Source organism: Nocardia sp. GP40, assembly GCF_050434125.1.
Classification (GTDB): domain Bacteria; phylum Actinomycetota; class Actinomycetes; order Mycobacteriales; family Mycobacteriaceae; genus Nocardia; species Nocardia albiluteola.
Genome location: NZ_JBNPVW010000010.1, coordinates 189511 through 212032, shown reverse-complemented (window position 1 = coordinate 212032; position 22522 = coordinate 189511). Strand labels below are relative to the sequence as shown.

At 69.2% G+C, this 22522-nt stretch carries 14 protein-coding genes; 4 read left to right on the top strand and 10 right to left on the bottom strand.

Annotation, left to right across the window (positions count from 1 at the left end):
• Positions 1–8: 8 nt before the first annotated feature.
• Positions 9–272 carry a hypothetical protein gene (locus ABH933_RS28450; protein WP_215917782.1) on the bottom strand — a complete coding sequence of 88 codons (264 nt, stop codon included), beginning with the start codon at positions 270–272 and terminating at the stop codon, positions 9–11.
• 141 nt (positions 273–413) lie between these two features.
• On the opposite strand from ABH933_RS28450, the gene ABH933_RS28445 reads away from it, so the two are divergent.
• Both ABH933_RS28445 and ABH933_RS28440 read left to right on the top strand, forming a co-directional pair.
• The gene (locus ABH933_RS28445; RefSeq protein ID WP_429413162.1) at positions 414–740 is read left to right on the top strand and encodes a hypothetical protein; all 327 of its coding nucleotides are present in this window, start codon (positions 414–416) and stop codon (positions 738–740) included.
• Positions 741–1082: 342 nt separating this feature from the next.
• Complete coding sequence (locus ABH933_RS28440) at positions 1083–3002, top strand: glycoside hydrolase family 15 protein (protein WP_429415567.1); 1920 nt, start codon at positions 1083–1085, stop codon at positions 3000–3002.
• A 73-nt stretch (positions 3003–3075) separates the two neighbouring features.
• On the opposite strand, the gene ABH933_RS28435 is transcribed toward ABH933_RS28440, so the two are convergent.
• From ABH933_RS28435 to ABH933_RS28410, 6 genes are all read right to left on the bottom strand, one after another.
• On the bottom strand, positions 3076–4866 hold the full coding sequence (locus ABH933_RS28435) for a hypothetical protein (protein ID WP_429413160.1): 1791 nt from the start codon (positions 4864–4866) through the stop codon (positions 3076–3078).
• Complete coding sequence (locus ABH933_RS28430; protein ID WP_429413158.1) at positions 4863–7607, bottom strand: hypothetical protein; 2745 nt, start codon at positions 7605–7607, stop codon at positions 4863–4865. The genes ABH933_RS28435 and ABH933_RS28430 overlap by 4 nt, the downstream gene beginning before the upstream one ends.
• 214 nt (positions 7608–7821) lie before the next feature.
• On the bottom strand, positions 7822–9681 hold the full coding sequence (gene lepA, locus ABH933_RS28425) for a translation elongation factor 4 (RefSeq protein ID WP_215917780.1): 1860 nt from the start codon (positions 9679–9681) through the stop codon (positions 7822–7824).
• Between the two features lie 109 nt (positions 9682–9790).
• Entirely contained in the window at positions 9791–10489 is a 699-nt protein-coding gene (locus ABH933_RS28420) for a YczE/YyaS/YitT family protein (RefSeq protein WP_429413155.1), read from the bottom strand.
• A gap of 137 nt (positions 10490–10626) precedes the next feature.
• Positions 10627–11535 (bottom strand): LysR family transcriptional regulator, encoded by a 909-nt coding sequence (locus ABH933_RS28415; RefSeq protein ID WP_429413153.1) that lies wholly within the window; start codon positions 11533–11535, stop codon positions 10627–10629.
• A gap of 62 nt (positions 11536–11597) precedes the next feature.
• Positions 11598–12494, bottom strand: a complete 897-nt coding sequence (locus ABH933_RS28410) for a helix-turn-helix domain-containing protein (RefSeq protein ID WP_429413151.1) — start codon at positions 12492–12494, stop codon at positions 11598–11600.
• A 102-nt stretch (positions 12495–12596) separates the two neighbouring features.
• On the opposite strand from ABH933_RS28410, the gene ABH933_RS28405 reads away from it, so the two are divergent.
• The gene (locus ABH933_RS28405) at positions 12597–13550 is read left to right on the top strand and encodes an SDR family NAD(P)-dependent oxidoreductase (protein WP_429413149.1); all 954 of its coding nucleotides are present in this window, start codon (positions 12597–12599) and stop codon (positions 13548–13550) included.
• Between the two features lie 69 nt (positions 13551–13619).
• On the opposite strand, the gene ABH933_RS28400 is transcribed toward ABH933_RS28405, so the two are convergent.
• Positions 13620–14744, bottom strand: coding sequence for a HoxN/HupN/NixA family nickel/cobalt transporter (locus tag ABH933_RS28400; protein WP_429413147.1), 1125 nt, complete (start codon positions 14742–14744; stop codon positions 13620–13622).
• A 597-nt stretch (positions 14745–15341) separates the two neighbouring features.
• Between ABH933_RS28400 and ABH933_RS28395 the strand changes: the two genes are divergently transcribed.
• Entirely contained in the window at positions 15342–20822 is a 5481-nt protein-coding gene (locus ABH933_RS28395) for a carboxyl transferase domain-containing protein (RefSeq protein WP_429413145.1), read from the top strand.
• A gap of 78 nt (positions 20823–20900) precedes the next feature.
• Here ABH933_RS28395 and ABH933_RS28390 read toward each other — a convergent pair whose 3' ends face one another.
• The gene (locus ABH933_RS28390) at positions 20901–21992 is read right to left on the bottom strand and encodes a 4Fe-4S binding protein (RefSeq protein WP_429413143.1); all 1092 of its coding nucleotides are present in this window, start codon (positions 21990–21992) and stop codon (positions 20901–20903) included.
• A gap of 232 nt (positions 21993–22224) precedes the next feature.
• A complete protein-coding gene (locus ABH933_RS28385; RefSeq protein ID WP_429413141.1) occupies positions 22225–22410 on the bottom strand; it encodes a hypothetical protein in 186 nt (61 codons plus the stop codon).
• Positions 22411–22522: the final 112 nt, after the last annotated feature.

Below are 22522 nucleotides of genomic sequence, written 5' to 3'. Positions count from 1 at the left end.
CCCGGCGACTAATCCTCGTCGGTCTCGGGCGGGCTCTCGAGCAGATCCAGGACCCACTCCTCGGAGGCGGTCTCCTCGCCGTCCTCCTCGCTCTCCTCGATCCGCAGGCGGTTCGACAGGCGCACGCCCAGGCCGAGCAGCTGGGCCGCGCGCACCATCTCGATCGCCTCCTCGGGGGAGGCGTAGTGGGTGGCGATCAGGCGGGGCCCCTCTTCGAGCTCATCGGTTTCGAGCAGCTGAGTGAGCTCGGCGAAATCCTCATCGGTTGGCATGGGCAGGAGCGTACCTCGGGCAACCGACAACGGCAGCGCGTTTTCCCCGCCGCCGGGGAACGCCGCCGTCAGGGCGGTCATCCGCCCGCGCGGGCCCGAGGCAGGCTGCCGTGGCGATCTCACACCTACTAGGCTGGGGTCGTGCACAGCATTGCCGGATGGTGGGACAGCGTCGAGCTCTGGGTCGCCGGCCTGCCGTTCCTACCGCAGTTCGCGGTGGTGCTGGTCGGGATGGTCCCGATCAGTTTCGCCATCGCGTACCTGCTCGATCGTGCACTGCGCGAGGCGCTGCGGCTGCTGGGCCGCGATCGCGCGGCGCAGCCGGAATCGGTACGGCCCGAGCTCGTCGGGCCGCAACAGCCGGCGCCCGGCGCGGACCATCCCGAGCCGGCGACCGGCGACGCGATGCCCGGCACGCACGACCTCGCGGACGATGTGCGCCCGCTCTCCGGCGCCGCACGCGGCTGACAGAAAGAAACGGTGTAATGCCTCGCTCACGGGTGCAGTTGGCCCTGGTCGCTCTGCTGGTGCTGGTGATCGTGGCCTGGCTGCTCACGCGCTGACCGGCTGGGGCCGTCACACACCGGACATCCCCGATGGTGGACGTCGCCGCGGTGACGGGCGAATGATGGGGCTATGCCGTCCTATGACGAACCGCTCAGCGACGAACCCGACGACGAACCCGGCAACGACATGACCCATCATCCGGTCATCCCGGACGATGTCCTCTCGGAACCCGAGGGCCGCGACACCGGGCCGGTCGCCGGGCATGGGGACGGCGAGGACGACCAGCTCACGGAGGACTACACCATGCCGTCGCTGACCCACAAGTCGGTCTTCCCACCGATCGACGACTACGCCTTCCTGTCCGACTGCGAGACCAGCTGCCTGATCGCCAAGAACGGCGCGGTCGAGTGGATGTGCCTGCCGCGGCCGGATTCGGCCAGCGTGTTCGGCGCGATGCTGGATCGCAGCGCCGGGCACTTCCGGGTCGGCCCGTACGGGGTCAACGTGCCGGCCGCCCGCCGCTACCTGCCCGGCGGCATGATCGTGGAAACCACGTGGCAAACCGACACCGGCTGGCTGATCGTGCGCGATGCGCTGGTGCTGGGCCCGTGGCACAACAACGACAAACGCAGCCGCACCCACCGCCGCACCCCGATGGACTGGGATGCCGAGCACATGCTGCTGCGCACGGTGAAATGCGTCAACGGCGTGGTCGAGCTCGAGGTCAGCTGCGAGCCCGCCTTCGACTACCACCGTGCGCCCGCCCGCTGGGAGTACACCGGCCAGGTCTACGAGCAGGCCACCGCCAGCGCCCCCGCCGAGCACGAATCCGATTGCACGACACTCACTCTCACCACCGACCTGCGTCTCGGGCTGGAGGGCCGTGAGGCGCGCGCTCGCACCCGGATGAAGGAGGGCGACGAGGTGTTCGTCGCGCTGTCCTGGTCCGAGTTGCCCGCGCCGCGCACCTACGCCGAAGCGTCCGAGAAGATGTGGGCGACCACCGAGTGCTGGCGCCAGTGGATCACCCTGGGCAAGTTCCCGGACCACCCGTGGCGCGGTTACCTGCAGCGCAGCGCGCTGACCCTCAAGGGCCTGACGTACGCCCCTACCGGCGCGCTGCTCGCGGCGGCCACCACCTCGCTGCCGGAAACCCCCGGCGGAGAACGCAATTGGGACTACCGCTACGCCTGGGTGCGCGACTCCACCTTCGCGCTGTGGGGCCTGTACACCCTGGGCATGAACCGCGAGGCCGACGACTTCTTCGCCTTCCTGCACGACGTCGCCACCGACGGCAACGGCGAATCGCTGCCGCTGCAGGTGCTCTACGGCATCAGCGGCGAGCGCACCATCACCGAGTACGAACTGGGCCACCTGCACGGATACGACGGAGCCCGCCCGGTGCGCATCGGCAACGGCGCCTACAACCAGGACCAGCACGATATCTGGGGCACCATCCTGGATTCGGTGTATCTGCACGTGCGTTCGCGTCAGCAGGTTCCGGAAACGTTGTGGCCCATGCTGCAGAAGCAGGTTCAGAGCGCGATCGAGCACTGGCGCGAGCCGGACCGCGGCATCTGGGAGATCCGCGGCGAGCCACAGCATTTCACCTCCTCCAAGGTGATGTGCTGGGTGGCGCTGGATCGCGGCGCGCGGCTGGCCGAGATGCACGGGGAGACCGACTACGCCAAGAAATGGTCCGAGATCGCCGACGAGATCCACGCCGACATCCTCGACAACGGCGTCAATGCCGAGGGAATCTTCACCCAGACCTACGGCCGCGACACCCTGGACGCCTCGCTGCTGCTGGTGGTGCTGCTGCGCTTCCTGCCCCCGGACGATCCGCGGGTGCGCAAGACCGTGCTGGCCATCGCCGACGACCTGACCGAGCAGGGCCTGGTGCTGCGCTACCGCACCGACACCACCGACGACGGCCTGTCCGGCGTCGAGGGCACGTTCACCATCTGCTCGTTCTGGCTGGTGTCCGCGCTGGTGGAGATCGGTGAGGTGCAGCGCGCGCGGCACCTGTGCGAGCGGCTGCTCGGCTATGCCAGCCCCCTCGAGCTGTACGCGGAGGAGATCGATCCGCGCACCGGGCGGCACCTGGGCAACTTCCCGCAGGCATTCACCCACCTGGCGTTGATCAACGCGCTGACCCACGTGATCCGCGCCGAGCAGAAGATCAGCTCGGGCGAATTCCATCCGGCACACCGCGGTTCGTGAAAATCGTAGGGCCGTGAACACTCCTCGTCATCCCGGCGCAATGCCGGGATGACGAGGAGTGGGCGGGTATCGGCTAGGCCGTGACGGTGTCCGCGCGCTCGCGGATTTCGCGCAGGCGAACCAGTGACGATTCGATCTCCGACAGCCGGCGGTCACGGATCGGGCCGGACTGCTGTGCCGCGGCTTCCTCGGTGGCGCGCAGGGATTCATCGACCGAGCGCAGGGTCTGGTTGGCGATCTCGGTGAAATGGTCGCGCAGGGTGCGCTGCACGCCGCGCAGGCGCTTGCGCGACTCCATGCTGACCTGGAAGATCACATCGTCCATCAGGCGCGCGACCGCGACCTTGGCCTCGGCCTGGCGACGCTCGCGGCGCAGCCTGCGGTCCTCCCACAGCGCGTTGATGCCCAGCAGCACCGCCGCGGCGCCGGAGTAGACGTTCACCGGCGGGATTCCCAGCACGCTGGCCAGCACCACGCCGACCATCAGCAGGCCGCCGTACGAGCCCCGCATGATGTTCAGGATCGGTTGGATCACACCGACTTTCGCGGAGGTGAGGGGTTCGAGGGAGGCCACCGGCTCGAGCACCTCGGCCGAATTCTCCAGGCGCAGATCCGGCAGCCTGGCCTCGTCGGCGCTGGGGAACTTGGCCGCCACCTCCTCGGCCAGTTCGACCGAGCGGTAGTGCGCGATGACGAAGTTCTCCTCCACCGACTCGGTGATCCGCGCATCCAGATCGGCGCCGAAGGCATCCCAGCGGCGGGCCGGATCGCGCTTGCGGATCTCGGTCTCGGCATCGCGCACCAGGCCGCGCAGGCGCTGGCGCAGGTCGTGCTCGATATCGGCCATCAGATCCGAACAGCCGTCGGCGAGGGTGATCTGCCAGTTCGCGGTCCGCTGACGCAGCTCGTCGGCCTCGCTGCGCGCGGTGCGCAGGCGCTCGGTGATATCCGACAGGCGACGCGGATCGCGCAGGGTCTCGGCCTCGCTGCGCATCGACAGCGCCAGATGATCGGTGATGGTGCGGATATCGCGCACCGCGGCGTCGCGGGCCAGGGCGTCCGCGCGGCGCAGCACGTACTCACGCAGATGGTCGATCAGCTGCGGCACACCGGATTCGATGTCACGACGATGATCCCCTGCAGTCTGCAGATGCCGCTCCGCCGACACCGGCGCAATGGCGAATCCCAGCCCGGCCTCGTCGAGCAGCTCGCGGTTGCGCTGCTGCACACGCGACCAGAACGGATGCAGGTCGATCTTGTTCAGCACGCAGATCACCGTCGGGCACACCTGCTGGATGCGCGCCAGCAGCAGAATCTGCTCGGGGGTGTACTCGTTGCCCGCGTCGGTGACATACAGCACCGCATCCGCGGCCGCGATCAGTGACCAGGTGGTGGGGGTGTCACCAGGCGTGCCGGGGGCATCCATCACCACGAAGCCCTCGGCCAGGAACGGGCTCGGTTCGGTGAATTCGGCCCGGACCACCCCGCCCGCGGCGAAAGCGACCTCCGGATTCAGCGGATCGACCGGGAGCCGCTCGGTGCGCAGGCCGGTGACCGAGCGGACCAGGGTGGCCGTGGACTGCGGGCCGTACTCGGCGATCACCGGCACGCTGACCACGCTGCCGGTGGCGCTCACCATCGTCCCGACCAGGCCGTTGACCAGCGTGCTCATCCCGTTCTTGGGCGCGCCCACCACCACGACCCGCACCCGCGGATCCGCGACCCGGGATCGGGACATGCTCAGGCGCGCGGCCAGATCGGCCCGCCCGGCGGCGCGCGTGAGCCCGAGCAGCTCGTCGAGCTGCCCGAGCAGCGGCCCCATGGCCTCGGGGTTCTTGACCACGGCCGATTCCAGCGCCGTCACAACACGGAATGCAGGTCGGGGAAGCCGTGAACCGGGAGGTGCGAGGGGTAGAGCTCGGTGCCCGGGAGCAGGCCACCGGACAGCAGGCTCCCGGGTACCGCGCTCAGGCCCGCGTGCGAGCCATCGTCCCAGGGCGTCGATTCGTTCGAATTCATCACGTGTGCAATGGGTTTCATCGGGAGGCCGGGTTCGAGCGTGGGCAGCACGAGCGGGGCGTGTGGCGCGAGGTGCGCGCCGCCGTCCTCGCCGGGAACCGACACGGTCGGCGGCGTGTCATGGGTGGGCACGGATGGCGTGTGGGGGGAATCGTAGGTCGGGGCCGCGGCGTGGGTCGGCACCGGCTCGCGGGTGAGCGGCGCATCGTAGGTCGGGGCCGGGAGGTGCGAGGGGGCCGAATCGTGGCTCGACGGCGTGTCGTGACCGGGCATCGGAACGGTGGAATCGGCCGCACGCGGAGCGGTGGTCGAATCGGCCGTGCCGGTGGAGCCCGGGTGAGCGTGCGTGGTCGGAGTGTCGGCGACCGTCGGGGTCGGGTGGGCGGGGGTGGTGGCGTCCGAACCGCCGGTGGTCGGATGCGGGTGCGTCGTCGAGCCGTCCGAGTTCGTCGAGCCGGGGTGGGGGCGGGTCGTCGGGCCGTCCGTGGCGGTGGGATGCGCCGGCGTCGTGGGGACGTCGGCGCTCGTCGAACCGTGCATACCGGGATGCGCGGCGGCGGTCGGATCGACCGCGGTGGACCCGTCGGTGCCGACGTGCGCACCGGTGGTGGGCAACCCGGACTCGTGGGTGGGATTGATGGTGTGGCTGGGGGTTTCGGTGCCTGACACCGGAACCGGCGCGATGCTGATGCGCGGGATCGTCGGCAGGCTCGGCTCCGGCCTGTCGACCGGTGTGGGGGTGGGTGCGGGGTGCTCGCCGTGCGAGGAGCCGGGAGGCGTGGCGGGACGCGGGATGCCGAAGAAGGTCGCCGGGCTGACCGCCACGGCGCCGATGCCCAGCCCGAACGCGGGTCCGTGCTCCGGCAGCGCGACGGCCAGCGGGTGCACGGCGGTATCGGAGTGCCCGGGCTGCAGGGGGGTCGTGACGACCGGCTGCGCGACGGCGACCGCCGGGGCCGTCACGGCCGCGAGCGCGGGGGTCGCGACGACCGGCTGCGGCATGGCCACGGCCGGGACCGCGGCCAGGACCGGCGCCGGCGAGACGGCGGGCAGCGCCGCACCGAGAACCGGCGCCGGACCGGCGGGTAGGGCCGTGGGGATGGGCGTTGGCGCGGCCATCGCCACACCCGGCACACCGGCGATCCCCGGCACCGAGGTCGGCGAGGTCCCCGGAAGAACGACGCCCGACATCGGCGCCGCCGCGGGCGCACCCGCCGCGGTGCCGAAGGCCGTGGATGGGATTCCGGGCGCGGCACCCGGGGCTCCGGTGAACGCGGCGGGGAGTGCCGGCCCAGCGGTCGGCGCGACGCCCGCGATATTCGCCGGGCCCGCATCGCCCATCCCGAGTTGCGCCCCGAGCAGGCCGGAGTTCACGCCCGGAACGAATGCGGATTCGGGTCCCAGCGCACCGCCCGGAAGGTGCTGCGCATCCGGCCAGCCGCCGTAATTCCCGTAGTTGTCGAGTTCCTCGCCGATATCACCGACGCCGACATGGACCGTCGTCTCGACGCTCAGCCATACCCCGTCCGCCCCGACGTGCGCGTCCAGATTCGTCGACGCGTCGAAGAAGGCGCCGAAACCGGTACCGACACCGTCGAATCCGGTGCCCGGGCCGAATCCCGCGCCCTCGAAGCCGTAGTCGCCGGGCAGATGGAAACCGGGGAGCGATCCATCCGGAATCGCGTGTGGCGCAGCATTGTCCGGGCCGAACTGTCCGAAATCCGATCCGTCACCGAAGGTGTTGTCGCCGAGGTCGATCGGCCCGAAACCGGACGGGCCACCACCCGAATCATCCAGCCCGGGACCCATATCGGCCGCGACCGGATCGATCGTGTTCGCCACAGCGGCCTCGGGTGAGAAGCCCGTGCCCGGCGAACCGTCGGCCGCGATCGCGGCGGCGGCCGGATGCATGCCGGGCAGGCCGAGATTGTTTGCGCCGGAGTTGAAGCCGGGGATGTGGAAGCCGGGAGTCGAACCACCGGGGGTGCCGTTGCCCAGACCCGGGATGCCGTTGCCCAATCCCGGAATGCCACCGTTCAGACCGGGAATTCCGTTGCCCAGGCCCGGTACGTCGGCGCCGGGCAGATGACCGCCCTGCGGGGCGCCCGGAGCGCTTTCGATGTTGGGAACCAGGCTCGGGCCCTGGGCGCCGCCGTCCGTGCCCGGAATCCCGTTCATCCCGGGAATCTTGTTCAGGTCGGGCATGCCGGGGAGATGATCGTCCCCGTTCGGCCCGATCTGAAAGTGGAAGGACAGCCCCGGCGGGCCGTCCTGCGGCGCCAGTGCGCCGGGAGCATGGTTGCCGTGTGCGGGGGGCACCGAATCGGGCGACGGATCGGGGTAGGTGACGACCGGGCGCGGTGCGTTCGGCTGCGGATCCTTGACCGACCAGCCCGCGATCTGGCTCTCGTCCTCGGAGTGCGGTGTCGTCGGAGTGGCGCCGCCCGAGGCGATCAGCGCGCCGCCGGTGACGTATGCGCCTGCCCGGGCGATCCGGGCCACGCCGCTCGCGAGGCGGTATGCGGTATCACCTGCGTGAGTGCCCGTATCCCCGGCGTCTGCATCGCTGGGCAGGTCACGCGTCATACACACTCCGCTCTCAGGTGCCCGGTCTTCGTACCGGACGGTCTAGCCGCCTTGGCGTACATCTCCGACCACGTCTCACTGTATTTCCGGTAGACCGGCCTGTCACATCGTCCGGGCCGGGCAGGGGCCGGATGATGGTGCGCCACACCAGCGTGCCAGTGCCGGGCCCGCGGCGAAAGCCCCGAGATGAACGGGCACGGAGTCGGCCCCGGCCCTATTTCCCCTTCGGCTTGTCCGAGGCGGCGTCGCTGGACAGCGCGGCGACGAAGGCCTCCTGCGGAACATCGACCCGGCCGATGGTCTTCATCCGCTTCTTGCCCTCCTTCTGCTTCTCCAGCAGCTTGCGTTTACGGCTGATGTCACCGCCGTAGCACTTGGCCAGCACGTCCTTCCGGATGGCCCGGATGTTCTCGCGGGCAATGACCTTCGACCCGATCGCGGCCTGGATCGGCACCTCGAACTGCTGACGCGGGATGAGTTCGCGCAGCTTGGTGGTCATCTTGTGGCCGTAGGCCTGGGCGGCATCCTTGTGGACGATGGCCGAGAACGCGTCGACGGCCTCACCCTGCAGCAGGATGTCGACCTTGACCAGGGCGGCCTCCTGTTCACCGGCCTCCTCGTAGTCCAGGGAGGCGTAGCCACGGGTGCGAGACTTCAGCGAATCGAAGAAGTCGAAGATGATCTCCGCCATGGGCAGCGTGTACCGCATCTCGACGCGGGTCTCGGAAAGGTAGTCCATGCCGAGCAGCTCGCCACGCCGGGACTGGCACAGCTCCATGATGGTGCCGACGAACTCGCTGGGCGCGATGACCGTGCACTTGGTGATGGGCTCGTAGATCTCCCGCGCCTTGCCCTCCGGCCAGAACGACGGGTTGGTAACGACGTGCTCGGTGCCGTCCTCCATGACCACGCGGTAGATCACGTTGGGCGCGGTCGAGATCAGGTCGAGGCCGAATTCGCGCTGCAGCCGCTCGCGGGTGATCTCCATGTGCAGCAGACCCAGGAAACCGCAACGGAATCCGAAGCCCAGCGCCACCGAAGTTTCCGGAATATAGGTCAGCGCAGCATCATTGAGCTGCAGCTTGTCCAAAGCGTCACGCAGGTCCGGATAGTCGGAGCCGTCGACCGGGTAGAGGCCGGAGTACACCATCGGCCGCGGCTCCGCGTATCCCGCCAGGGCCTCGGCCGCCCCGTCGCGCGCGGAGGTGACCGTGTCACCGACCTTCGACTGGCGCACGTCCTTCACGCCGGTGATGAGGTAGCCCACCTCGCCGACGCCGAGCCCCTGGGTGGGCTTGGGCTCGGGCGAGACGATGCCGATCTCCAGCAACTCGTGCTGGGCGCCGGTGGACATCATCTTGATCTTCTGGCGCGGGGTGAGCCTGCCGTCCACCACACGCACATAGGTGACCACGCCGCGGTAGGTGTCGTAGACCGAGTCGAAGATGAGGGCGCGGGCGGGCGCGTCGGCGTCGCCGGTCGGCGCGGGGATCTCCGCAATCACCTTGTTCAGCAGTTCCGGCACGCCGACGCCGGTCTTACCGGAGACGCGCAGCACGTCCTCGGGCTCGCACCCCACGATGTGGGCGAGCTCGGCGGCGTAGCGGTCCGGATCGGCGGCCGGGAGATCGATCTTGTTCAGGACCGGAATGATGGTCAGGTCCCGTTCCATGGCCAGGTAGAGATTGGCCAGGGTCTGCGCCTCGATGCCCTGGGCGGCATCGACCAGCAGGATCGCGCCCTCACACGCCTCGAGCGCGCGGGACACCTCATAGGTGAAGTCGACGTGGCCGGGGGTGTCGATGAGGTGCAGCACGTAGTCGGTGCCGTCCACCTGCCAGGGCAACCGCACGTTCTGCGCCTTGATGGTGATCCCGCGCTCGCGCTCGATATCCATCCGGTCCAGATACTGAGCGCGCATGGCCCGCTCCTCGACCACACCGGTGAGCTGCAGCATCCGATCGGCCAGGGTCGATTTCCCGTGGTCGATGTGCGCGATGATGCAGAAGTTCCGGATCCGGGCGGGATCGGTGAACGTCGTATCGGCGAAGCTGGCCACTGGACTCCTGGTCATGAATGGTATTCGGCGGGGTCCATGATCCCATGGCGCGGCGCCGCGTCCACTTCCAGGTCGGCGGCCGTCCCGTTCTCATCCCGAAACAGTGACACGGCCCACGCTGGGATCATTCGGTTCCGAGGGGCCGCTGTGCCTCGACAGCGGCAAGTGCGACGAGGACCCTGGGCAGGAAGTAGCCGACGATCGGGCCCAGGGTCAGGGCGATCAGTACCGTACCGAAGCCGACAGCACCGCCGAGCGCCCAGCCGATCGTCGCCACGGTGACCTCGATCCCGGTGCGTACGACCGCAACCGGTAGCCGGGTGATACGGACCAGGCCGGTCATGATGCCGTCGCGGGGACCGGCGCCGAACTGTGCGCCGAGGTACAGCGCATCGAAGAATGCCAGTGCGACCAGGCCGGTGAGCAGATAGGCGATCCGAACAGCGAGGTGGTGGGCCGGGGGCACTATTTCCGCCGTGGCGTCGGCGGATTGTCCGACGATGACCACGTTGAGCAGTGTGCCCAGTCCCGGGAGCTCGCGCAGCGGGATCCATGCGATCAGCACCGCGAGCGCGATCAGATTCGTCGCGGTACCGAACGAGATCCCGGCCGATCCGGCCACGCCCTCCGCGAGCACATTCCAACTCGTCGCACCCAGCCCTGACCTGACCAGCAGCATGACCGCGGCTCCGTAGCCGATCAGGCCGATGAGAAGTTGTGGGGCCCTGCGCAATTTACGTCCGGCACGCAATTGCTCGAGCGCGCCCATGCGGCGGATCGCGACCGAACCGTGCGTGCCGGACGCCGAATCAGGCCATCTCATGACTCCACCCGCACGATGGCCTCCCTTCGACAACAACCGATCTCCACCATGCGGTGCGCCGATCCTGGCCCACAAGATCGGTTTTCGCCTCGATCGTTCAGTCGCGGTGAACGATGCCGACGCGGGCGGGCGAGGACTCAGGAGGGAAAGGGCCGCGCATGGACGCGCGCGGTGTCGATCGCGATGTCGACGAAGGCGCGCACGCGTGCGGATTCGCGGCTGTTCGGCCACATCAGGCCGAACTCGAGCACGCCGCGTTCAGGCAAGGGCACGAACGCGATTCCGGGTGTGGCGTAGTACGCCGCCGTGCGCGCGGGCGCCGGAGACACCCCGCGTCCGGCGGAGACCAGCGGAATCACCTCCTGCCACTGCAGGACCGACAGTCCCCGCGAGATGGGGCGACCGCACGGCGTGACCGACGGAAACCATTCCTCTCGCAGGGGTTTCGGGAAATCACCCCCGATGCCGACGATCTCCGCATCGCCCAGGTCCTCCTCCGTGACGGCGGTGCGCGCGGCGAACGGGTGGGCCACGGGCACCATCAACGACCAGGACTCGCGGAACAACACCGGGCCCAGCGTCATGTCGGGCGCCTCGACCGGCCGGGCGGAGAGCTGCAGATCCACCCGGCCCGCACGTAACGGACCGAGGTAGTCGCTCAGCTGGATCGCGGTGATCTCGACCTCACAATCCGGGTGTTGCGCATGGAAAGCCGTTGCGGCCCTTGCCATCAGCTCACCGCACCAGGGCATCGAGAAGCCGACCCGCAGGGTACCGGTGATGCCGCGCCCGGCGGCCACTGCGCTCGCGAGCGCCTGCTCGATCTGCCGGTAGCCGGGCAACAACTCGTCGTAGAACTCGCGACCGATCGGCGTGAAGGCGACCCTGCGGCTGTTGCGCTCGAACAGTGGCGCGCCGACCCGGCGCTCCAGCTTCTGAATTGTCTGGGTCACCGTCGCGGCCGATACCTGCAACCGTTGCGCCGTACGGCCGAAGTGCTGCTCCTCGGCGAGGGTCAGGAAGATCTCGATCTCACGCCATTCCACCGCCTCGACGTTAGGTCATCCCGCTCTCATGCGGGATCGCCTGCGCCCATGACGGTTTCGTATCACCGCTGTGGGCGCACCGGATGATCGGGGTTACCGCGCGTCCGGGCCGGGTTATCCGGCGCCGGTTCCGCGATGAGGGAGGCCAGCAGGGCTAGTCGTTCGGCGGTGGGGCTGCCCGGCTCGGCGTGGTATATGACCAGGATCTGGCGATCGGTGTCGGGGATCGGCAGACTCTCGTGGCGCAGCTCGAGCGGGCCGACCTGAGGATGCGAAATCGTGCCGGTGCCACTGCGTTTGGGGCGCACGTCGTGCCGGGCCCACAGCGTGCGGAAGCGTTCGCTGCGCACGGACAGCTCACCGACGAGCTCGACCAGCGCCGGATCGTCGACGTCGGGGCCGACGAGGTTGCGCAGGGTGGGGACCGAACTCTCAGTGATGGCCTCCCACTGCCCGTGCGCGGCCGCGGAGGCCGGATCGAGAAACAACGTGCGCAGCATGTTGGCGCCAGGGGTGTACAGCGGCGACAACGCCTGGGCAAGCGGATTCGCGGCCAGCACGTCCATGAGACGCCCCTGCACGATGGCGGGCGTCTGCGGCCACGTCATGATCAGCTGCCGGATGCCGTCGGGGACGCGCTCGGGCGGGCGGCGGCGCCGCCGGGACCGGTCCGACGCGGCGAGGCGGTGCAGATGCGCGGCGGCGCTCTCGTCGAGCCGCAGGGCGCTGGCCAGGGCGTCCAGGACCTGAGCGGACGGACGCCGGTCGCGGCCCTGCTCGAGCCGCAGATAGTACTCGACGCTGATGCCCGCCAGCAGGGCCAATTCCTCCCGGCGCAGGCCGGGGACGCGACGCCGCGAGGACCCGGCCCCGAGACCGACATCCTCGGGCAAGACCAGTTCGCGGCGGGCCCGCAGGTATTCGCCGAGCGGGGTGCTCGTCCGGTCGTCGCTCGCCATGTGATCACCGTACGACCGCACGCGGGCGGCGAGCATGTCCCTGTCACTACCAGTATCGACAGAGGACTGGGTACATCCCGGCAGAAGCCGCACCGTAGCTGCATGACACTGATCACGACACCTTTCGGACCGCATTCGACCGCCGCCGAGGTGGCCGCCGGGACGGACCTGTCCGGCAAACGGGCGATCGTCACCGGGGCATCCTCCGGGCTCGGCGTCGAGACCGCCCGGATCCTCGCGGCCGCCGGGGCCGAGGTCACGCTCGCGGTCCGCGACCTGACCGCCGGGGCATCGGTGGCCGCCGCCATCACCGAATCCACCGGCAACGCACACGTCCGAGTGGCTTCTCTGGAGCTGGCGGACCGATCGTCGATCGCCTCCTTCGTCGCGGACTGGACCGGCCCGCTGCACATCCTTGTCAACAACGCGGGCGTGATGGCCCTGCCGGAGCTGCGGCGCACACCGCAGGGATGGGAGACCCAGTTCACGGTGAACCACCTGGGCCATTTCGCCCTCACGGTGGGCCTGCACGGCGCGCTGGCGGCGGCCGACGGCGCGCGCGTGGTCGCGGTCAGCTCCTCCGGGCACCTGTTGTCGCCGGTCGTCTTCGACGACATCCACTTCGACTTCCGGTCGTACGACGCCCATGCGGCGTACGGCCAGTCGAAGACCGCCAACATCCTGTTCGCCGTCGCGGCCGCCGTCCGCTGGGCCGGCGACGGTATCGCCGTCAACGCCATCGCCCCGGGCTCCGTGCCTACCAACCTGGTACGCCATCAGGGCCGCCCGGCAGGCATCACCCTCGAGGAAGGCCTGCGCAAAACGGTGGAACAGGGCGCGGCCACCACGATCCTGGCGGCCACCTCGCCCCTGCTGAAGGGGGTGAGCGGGCACTACTTCGCCGACTGCGCCGAGGCGCACCCGGTCACCCGCCGGCCGTCCATGGCGCCGGTGACCACCGAATTCATGAACGGCGTCGCCCCCTACGCCCTGGATCCCGCGGGCGCCGACCGGCTGTGGGAGGAATCCGCGCGCCTGGTCTCAGGCCGGGGGTGACAGGTGACCGCTGGAATCCGGTGCGGAACAACGTGACCGCGGATACATCGGCAGCGGACGACGGTCCCGTCAGGCTTCGGTCGAGGACTCGGGCGGGGGCTCGGGGGACGCGGCCGTCCAGCGGTGTTCGATGCGGCCGAAGCGCCACACCAGGACCGCGAGGATCCATACCAGCACGAACATCCCGGCAATGGTGAAGCCGGCCTTGTTGGTATCGAAGTTGCTCATGTAATCCCAGAAGCCACCGGACAGGTGAAGTTCCTGCGAGAGGACCTGGCACAGCTCGATGGTGCCGATGATGAAGGCGGCCAGGATCGAGACGCCGGTGACGACGAGGTTGTAATACACCTTGCGGACCGGCCTGGCGAACGCCCAGCCGTAGGCGACGTTCATGAAGCAGCCGTCGATGGTGTCGAACAGCGTCATGCCGCCCGCGAACAGCAGCGGCAGCGCCAGCACCGCGTACCAGGGCAGGCCCTGGGTGGCCGCCGCGGCCGTGGCCGCGAGCAGCAGCACCTCGGTGGCGGTATCGAAGCCGATGCCGAACAGGATCCCGACGAAGAACATCTGCCAGGTCTTGGTGATCGACTTCATCAGCCGGCCGAAGAACCGGTACATCATGCCGCGGGCCTGCAGTTGCTTTTCCAGTTCGGCCTCGTCCAGCACACCGCGCCGCATGGAGCGGAACACCTTCACGATGCCCGCCAGCACAACCAGGTTCAGGATCGCGATCAGATAGAGGAACAGCGCGGCCGCACCGGTGCCGAACGCCCCGCCCACGGTCTCGTAGGTGGAGTTCGGGTCGACCATCGCGCCGTACACGGCCTTGGTCGCCACCACGATGCCCGCACCGACCGCGACCAGGATCGACGAATGTCCCAGAGCGAAGAAGAAACCTGTCGCCAGCGGCCGCTTCCCCTCGGACATCAGCTTGCGGGTGACGTTGTCGATGGCCGAGATGTGGTCGGCATCGAAGGCGTGCCGGGCGCCGAGGGTCCACGCGGTGAACGCGACCCCCAGGCCGATGCCCAGCCCGTTGTATTTGAAGTGGTGCGGCATGATCGCCAGGACGTAGATGCCCCATCCGGCGATGTTCATCGCCAGGATGATCGCCGTCATCGCGCTGAGCCGGAACCGTTCACGCTGATCGAGGCTGTCGCGCAACGCGGTGAGGCGCGAAATTGTCGTTGTCATTGCTCATCCTCCGAACCGACAGGAGGATGACGAGAGTTCTTCCGGGGCCCACCGGATGTGGCCCGCACGAACGCCCTTCATCCGAGGACCTGTGCCACAACGGGATTCAGGCGACCGGACTCGTCCCCCGTGCAGGGGATCGACCGTTGCGGGACAGTGCCGGGCTCACACCGGACTTCGCTGAATCCTCATCGGCCGCGAGACGGACCCGCGGCAGGCCGAGAGTATCAATCGCGAGAGCGCACTCACCGATCGAGCAGGAACTCTCGATGCGCTTCGCACGCTACACATCACCGAATTGCACGAAAACCCAACGCCAAATGCGGATATTTGCGGAATTAAGCCTGCAATGTTGCGAAGATTGCGGAGACGGAATTCGACCGCAACAACGGCGCGGCGAGCAGCGATATAGAGAACGAATCGACACCGTTCGCGGGGGCATCCAGCCAAACTCGCCCGAGACTTTGCCCACGATACGGACGGGTAACCCCCTACCGTGGTGTACCCGCGTGGTGTGAGGGGGCAGACTACGCGGGAAACGGGACGCCACCCCCCGCCCGATCCGGGCCAGTGCTGTGAATGGAAGGAGCCGGCGGAGTGTTCAGCCGCATCGCCATCGTGAACCGTGGAGAGGCTGCTGTACGCCTCATCCATGCCGTCCGAGACCTGGCCGCGGAGACGGGGCTACCGATCGAGACTGTCGCCCTGTACACCGACGTCGATCGGAATTCGACGTTCGTGCGGGAAGCCGACATCGCCTACGATCTCGGCCCCGCCTCGGCCCGCCCGTATCTGGATCTGAAGGCGCTGGAAAAGGCGCTGGTGACAACGAAGGCCGACGCCGCCTGGGTCGGTTGGGGTTTCGTCGCCGAGGATCCGGCATTCGCGGAACTGTGCGAACAGATCGGGGTCACCTTCATCGGCCCCAACGCCGAGGCCATGCGCAAGCTCGGCGACAAGATCGGCGCCAAGCTGATCGCCGAGGAGGTCGGCGTGCCGGTCGCGCCGTGGAGCCGCGGCGGGGTCGACACCGTCGAGGCCGCCAAGGAGGCCGCGGCGCAGGTCGGCTACCCGCTGATGCTCAAGGCCACCGCCGGCGGCGGCGGGCGCGGCATCCGCAAGATCACCAACGAGGCCGACCTCGTCGACGCCTACGAGCGCACCCGGCAGGAGGCCGCGCGGGCGTTCGGCAGCGGCGTGGTCTTCCTCGAGCGCCTCGTCACCGGGGCCCGCCACGTCGAGGTCCAGGTGATCGCCGACGGTCAGGGCACCGCGTGGGCGCTGGGCGTGCGCGACTGCTCGGTGCAGCGGCGCAACCAGAAGATCATCGAGGAGTCGTCCTCGCCGGTGCTGCCCCCGGACCGGGTGACCGAGCTGAAGGCCTCGGCCGAGCGACTGGCCGTCGCGGTCGGCTACCGCGGCGCGGCGACCGTCGAATTCCTCTACCACCCCGGTGAGCAGCTGCTGGCCTTCCTCGAGGTCAACACCCGCCTGCAGGTCGAGCACCCGATCACCGAGTCCACCACCGGCTTCGACCTGGTGCGCGCGCAGCTGCACGTCGCCTCGGGCGGCAAGCTCGAGGGCCAGGCCCCGCTCGAGCGCGGCCACGCCATCGAGGCCCGGCTCAACGCCGAGGATCCCGACCGCGACTTCGCCCCCGCCCCCGGCCGCATCGCACGGCTGGACCTGCCCGCAGGCCCCGGCATCCGCGTCGACACCGGCGTCAGCGAGGGCGACACCATCCCCGCCGACTTCGACTCGATGATCGCCAAGATCATCGCGTACGGCAGCAACCGCAACGAGGCGCTGGGCCGCCTGCGCCGGGCCATGTCCGAGACCAGGGTCGTCATCGAGGGCGGCGCGACCAACAAGAGCTTCGTGCTCGACCTGCTCGACCAGCCCGAGGTGATCGACGGCAGCGCCGACACCGGCTGGATCGACCGCGTCCGCGAGGAAGGCCGCCTGGTCTCGCACCGCCACTCCGCGGTCGCACTGGCCGCCGCGGCCATCGACGCCTACGAGGAGGACGAGCGGGCCGAGCGGCAGCGGCTGCTGTCCACCGCCTCCGGCGGGCGCCCGCAGGTGCAGCACGAGAGCGGCCGCCCGCACGACCTCAAGCTGCGCGGCGTCGGCTACCGGGTCCGGGTGGCCCGGATCGGCGCGCACCGCTTCCGGATCGGCATCGACACGGGCGACGAGGTCCGCGCCGCCGACGTCGATATCGAGCGCTACGACCAGCACACCGCGCAGGTCGTGGTGAACGGCGTCCGGTACCGGGTCATCACCGGCACGTACGGCCCGGTCCACCTGGTGGATGTCGAGGGCGTGGCGCATCGGATCAGCCGCGACGAGGGCGGCGTCGTCCGCTCGCCCGCGCCCGCGCTGGTCGTCGCGACCCCGCTCGAGGTCGGCGCCGAGGTCGAGGCCGGCGCGCCGATTCTGGTGCTGGAGAGCATGAAGATGGAGACAGTGCTGCGCGCGCCGTTCAAGGCCCGCCTCAAGGAGAGCAACGTCTCCGTCGGCAGCCAGGTCGAGACTGGCGCGCCGCTGCTGCGCCTGGAACCGATCGCAGACGACAACGACGACGCGGCGGCCGCCGAGTCCGCGGCGCCCACCGAGCTGGACCTGCCCGGCGAGCCCGCGCCGGTCCGCCCGCAGGAGAGCATGGCCCGCAGCCTGCAGGACCTGCGCAGCCTGCTGCTGGGCTTCGATGTCGACCCGCACGACGACAGCCGCCTGGTCGAGAACTACCTCGCCGTGCGCGCCGAGGCCATCGCGGACAACCGCCGCCCGCTGGCCGAGGAGATCGAGCTCGTGCAGGTCTTCGCCGACCTGGCCGAGCTGAGCCACAACCGGTCCTGGGACGAGGACGGCCGCCCCGGACACGGGCAGGGCCACGTGCACAGTGCGCGCGAGTACTTCCACACCTACCTGCAGAGCCTGGACGTCGAGCGCGCCGGACTGCCGGAGCCGTACCGGACCAAGCTCGCCACCGCCCTCGGGCACTACGGCGTCACCGAGCTGGACCGCTCCCCCGACCTCGAGGCCGCGGTCTTCCGGGTCTTCCTGGCCCAGCAGCGTCCGTCGGACACCGTCAACGTCATCACGACGCTGCTGCGCGAGTGGCTGCGCGAGCCGGTGCCGGACCGGGCGCTGCGCGAGCCGGTCGGCCTGGCGCTGGAACGGCTCGTCACCGCGACGCAGGTGCGCTTCCCGGTGATCGCCGATCTCGCGCGTGGGGTCGTGTACGCCTGGTACGGCCAGCCGCTGCTGCGGCGCAACCGCGCCCGCGTGTACACCAACGTCCGCAAGAACATGAGCCACCTGGACGCCCAGCCCGGCGCCGCGGACCGTCGCGAGCGCATCGCCGACATGGTCCGCAGCACCGAGCCGCTGGTGCGGTTGCTGGGTCAGCGCCTGGTGCGCGGATTCCCGGACAACACCGTCATGCTCGAGGTCCTCACCCGCCGCTACTACGGCAACAAGGATCTGACCGGCGTTCGCACCGAGAACATCGACGGCGCGAAGTTCGTGGTCGCCGAGCGGCGCGGCGTCACCCTGGTCTCGGCCGCGGTGAGTTTCGACGCGCTGCACACCGCGCTGCGCGGGCTCACCGAGCTGGCCGGCGGTACGGCATCCATCGAGGCCGACATCTACCTGTCGTGGGAGGGCCAGCCCACCGACTTCGACGCGATGGCCGCGGCCCTGCAGGAGGTGCTGGCAACCCAGCAGCTCCCGAACCAGGTGCACCGGATTACCACCACCGTCGCGGGCAGCGGCGGCGCGGTGATGCACCACCACTTCACCTTCCGTCCGACCGCCACCGGGATGAGCGAGGAGCGGCTGATCCGCGGTCTGCACCCGTACATCGCGGAGCGGATGCAGCTCGAGCGGCTGCGCAAGTTCGACCTCACCCGCCTGCCGTCCTCGGACGACGAGGAGGTGTACCTGTTCCGCTGCGTCGCGAAGGAGAACCCGGCCGACGAGCGGCTCGTCGCATTCGCCCAGGTCCGCGACCTGACCGCGCTGCGCGAGCACGACGGCCGCCTGCTGGCGCTGCCGACGGCGGAGAACACCATCGCCACCTGCCTGGACTCGCTGCGCCGGGCGCAGTCGCAGCGCGGCTCGGCCAAGCGGTTCAACACCAACCGCATCGTGATGTACATCTGGCCGCCGATCGACCTGTCCCCGGCCGAGTTCGAGGCGATCGTCGAGCGCATCGAGCCGACCACCGCGGGCGCGGGGCTGGAGGAGATCCTGATCATCGCCCGCCAGCCCGACCCGAAGTCCGGTGAGCTGGCCAAGATGGCCGTGCACATCACCTTCGATGCCACCGGCGGGACGAGGGTGACCGTCGGCGAGCGGACCGACGAGGCGGTCGAGCCGCTCGACGAGTACCGCCAGAAGGTGCTGCGCGCCAGCAGCCGCGGCACCGTGTACCCCTACGAGCTGACCGGTCTGCTCGGCGAATTCGCCGAATACGACCTCGACGCCGAGCACGCGCTGGTGCCCGTCGACCGGCCGCGGGGCCACAACTCCGCCGCGATCGTCGCCGGCGTGGTCACCACGCCGACCGAGCAGCATCCGCAGGGCATCACCCGCGTCGTGCTGCTGGGCGATCCGACGAAATCCCTCGGCGCGCTGTCGGAGCCGGAGTGCCGCCGAGTCATCGCGGCGATGGATCTGGCCGAGCGGATGCAGGTGCCGCTGGAGTGGTTCGCGCTGTCCTCGGGCGCCCGGATCTCCATGAAGTCCGGCACCGAGAACATGGACTGGGTCGCCGCGGCGCTCAAGCGCATCGTCGAGTTCACCCAGGACGGCGGCGAGATCAACATCATCGTCACCGGCATCAACGTGGGCGCGCAGCCGTACTGGAACGCCGAGGCGACGATGCTCATGCACACCAAGGGCATCCTGGTCATGACCCCGGACTCGGCGATGGTGCTCACCGGCAAGCAGGCCCTGGACTTCTCCGGTGGCGTGTCGGCCGAGGACAACTTCGGTATCGGCGGCTACGACCGCGTGATGGGCCCCAACGGACAGGGTCAGTACTGGGCACCGGATCTCGCGGGCGCCCGGGACGTGCTGATGTCGCACTACGACCACACCTACATCGCCCCCGGCGATGCCGGGCCGCGGCGCTCGGAGACCAGCGATCCGATCGATCGCGACGTCTCGGACTTCCCGCACATGATCGAGGGCAGCGATTTCACCACCGTCGGGCAGATCTTCTCCGCGACGCACAACCCGGATCGTAAGAAGCCCTTCGACATCCGGACCGTCATGCGGGCGGTGGCCGATCAGGACCACGCCGTGCTCGAGCGCTGGGCGGGCATGGCCGACGCGGAAACCGCTGTGGTGCAGGACGTCCGGCTCGGCGGCATCCCGGTGTGCCTGCTGGGCATCGAGTCTCGCGGCGTGACGCGGCGCGGCTTCCCGGCCGCCGACGGCCCGGACACCTACACCGCGGGCACGCTGTTCCCGCAGTCCTCGAAGAAGGCCGCGCGGGCGATCAACGCGGCCAGCGGCAACCGGCCGCTGGTGGTGCTGGCGAACCTGTCCGGCTTCGACGGCTCGCCCGAGTCGATGCGCAAGCTGCAGCTCGAGTACGGCGCCGAGATCGGCCGCGCAATCGTCAACTTCCAGGGCCCGATCGTGTTCTGCGTGATCTCCCGGTACCACGGCGGCGCCTTCGTCGTGTTCTCCAAGGCGCTGAACCCGAACATGACCGTGCTCGCGATCGAGGGCTCGTTCGCCTCGGTGCTCGGCGGCGCCCCGGCGGCGGCGGTGGTCTTCGCCGGCGACGTCACCGCCCGCACAGCGGCCGACCCGCGGGTCAAGGATCTCGAGGCGCGCGCGGGCAGCGCGTCGGGCGCCGAACGTGCCTCGCTGACAGCCGAACTCGACGAGCTGCGCTCCTCGGTGCGGGCGGAGAAGCTGGGCGAGGTCGCGGCGGAGTTCGACAAGGTGCACAACATCCACCGCGCGGTCGAGGTCGGCTCGGTGGATGCGGTCATCCGCGCCGGCGAGCTGCGGCCGAAGATCATCGAGGCGATCGAGACCGGGCTGAACCGGTAGTCATCGCTCGCTGAAAGCTGTACTCGGGGCCCGGATTCCGGGCCCCGAGTCGTTTTCCGGGGTTCGACGGGCGCCCATTCAGCTCTGCTGACGTCGGGGCCTGGGGCCGATCATGTCGAGAAGGTCGTTGACCTCGTCCGGGAAGCCGTTGGTCGTGGGCTTCGGCGTCTTGGCGGGGAAGCGCCGCGTGACATGTTCTTCGGCGGCCGAGCCGGGAAGGACGTAGACCGGCTCCTGTTTGCCGGTGAGCGGACGGACGATCTCGTTGATATGCGATTGCCGATCGTCGAGGTACGCGCCGATGACGTCTTCGCCTGCCGGGCAGACGGCCATGCAGTAGCCGGCCTTGTAGTTCGGTTTGAACGACAGGCTCTGCCACATCGAATACGACTCGCCCGTGGTGACACGGTCACGGTAGTCCTGGCGGCTGTCGCTGTCGGCGATGGTCTCGGCCCAATCCGTGAAACCACCCATGAACTCACGGTAGTTGTGCGTATAGCAGGCCTGGAAATCGAAGCCGCCATCTTTCGTGATGGCGCCCACGGGGCACGCGGACACGCAGAGCTTGCACTCCAGACACGGGCTGTAGTCCAGGGCCGTGCTCGGCTCGTCTATCAGCGCATCGGTGACCACCGTGCCCAGCAGGATGAAGTTGCCGAACTTCGGGTGGATCACGTTGCGGTGTATGCCCATTACGCCGAGCCCCGCCGCCTCGGCGATCGTCTTGTGCTGAATCACCCAGATGCGGGCCGGGAACCGATCGACCTCCATGGGATAGCCGGGCACCGGGTAGACGGCGCGGTGCCCGGCATCCTGCAAGGCGCGGGTAATTCGACGCGACACCTCATTGGTGTCGTCGTCGGCGTGGTTGAACTCCGCGTTGGCCAACGACCGTGCCGGGCTGCGCAGGTTGTCGCGGTTCATTCGGACGCAGAACGCGATATAGGTGCGCGCGGTCGGCAGAATCGACCGGACGTGCTCCAGTTCGCCCGCCACGGCGGGATTGTCGACGGAGACGAAGCCGACGTCGTCGGCGCCCGCATCCAGGCACAGCTGCCGCAGCTGGTCGGCACGTAGCACCGGGTCCGGTCGGGGTGTGGGATTTTCCGATACCCGACGCACCGTCGGATGGTCGGAGAGCCTGCGGGGAGTAGTGGATTCGTCGGTCATCGGTCCTCCTGTGCGCGCGAGAGGACGACACGTCCTCGAGTATGTAGACACGCGGCGAGCCGAAAAATCATCGCTGCGCCCGTGCAACGACGCCCAGGGCACGGCAGATCTCCGCAATCAGTCGGGTCACAGTGGTTTTCGCGGTGCCCGGGTTGCCGGTGAACACCACCGCACAACACCACGAGACCCCCCGGCTCCCACGCCGGTTCACCGACCCATGCGCCAGAAGATGTCAGCCGCAGCGCACCGGCCGGTTGCTCCCCCCTGAAACATAGGGGTCGCAGACGTACCACTCGATGCACGGGTGCGGGGCGTTCCAGTTGACGGGGCCCGCGCCTACCGAGGCCACCAGCGGCGTACTCGTTCCGACCTGCTGGGTCTTCCAGGTGACGACGCCGTCGGTGGAGCCGTTGTACATCAGCCAGCCGACGGCGATCTTCAGGTCGTAGTGGTCGATCGCGTAATACCCCGCACCGCAGGCTGCTTCGGTGTCGCGGCCGCTTCCGCGGGCCCGCTGGTCATCAGCGTTG

Coding starts and splice junctions, on each gene's coding strand:
- ABH933_RS28405 (WP_429413149.1), top strand. CDS start 12,597: ATGACACTGATCACGACACCTTTCGGACCGCATTCGACCGCCGCCGAG.
- ABH933_RS28450 (WP_215917782.1), bottom strand. CDS start 272: ATGCCAACCGATGAGGATTTCGCCGAGCTCACTCAGCTGCTCGAAACC.
- ABH933_RS28390 (WP_429413143.1), bottom strand. CDS start 21,992: ATGACCGACGAATCCACTACTCCCCGCAGGCTCTCCGACCATCCGACG.
- ABH933_RS28440 (WP_429415567.1), top strand. CDS start 1,083: ATGCCGTCGCTGACCCACAAGTCGGTCTTCCCACCGATCGACGACTAC.
- lepA (WP_215917780.1), bottom strand. CDS start 9,681: ATGACCAGGAGTCCAGTGGCCAGCTTCGCCGATACGACGTTCACCGAT.
- ABH933_RS28420 (WP_429413155.1), bottom strand. CDS start 10,489: ATGAGATGGCCTGATTCGGCGTCCGGCACGCACGGTTCGGTCGCGATC.
- ABH933_RS28410 (WP_429413151.1), bottom strand. CDS start 12,494: ATGGCGAGCGACGACCGGACGAGCACCCCGCTCGGCGAATACCTGCGG.
- ABH933_RS28400 (WP_429413147.1), bottom strand. CDS start 14,744: ATGACAACGACAATTTCGCGCCTCACCGCGTTGCGCGACAGCCTCGAT.
- ABH933_RS28385 (WP_429413141.1), bottom strand. CDS start 22,410: ATGTACAACGGCTCCACCGACGGCGTCGTCACCTGGAAGACCCAGCAG.
- ABH933_RS28430 (WP_429413158.1), bottom strand. CDS start 7,607: ATGACGCGTGACCTGCCCAGCGATGCAGACGCCGGGGATACGGGCACT.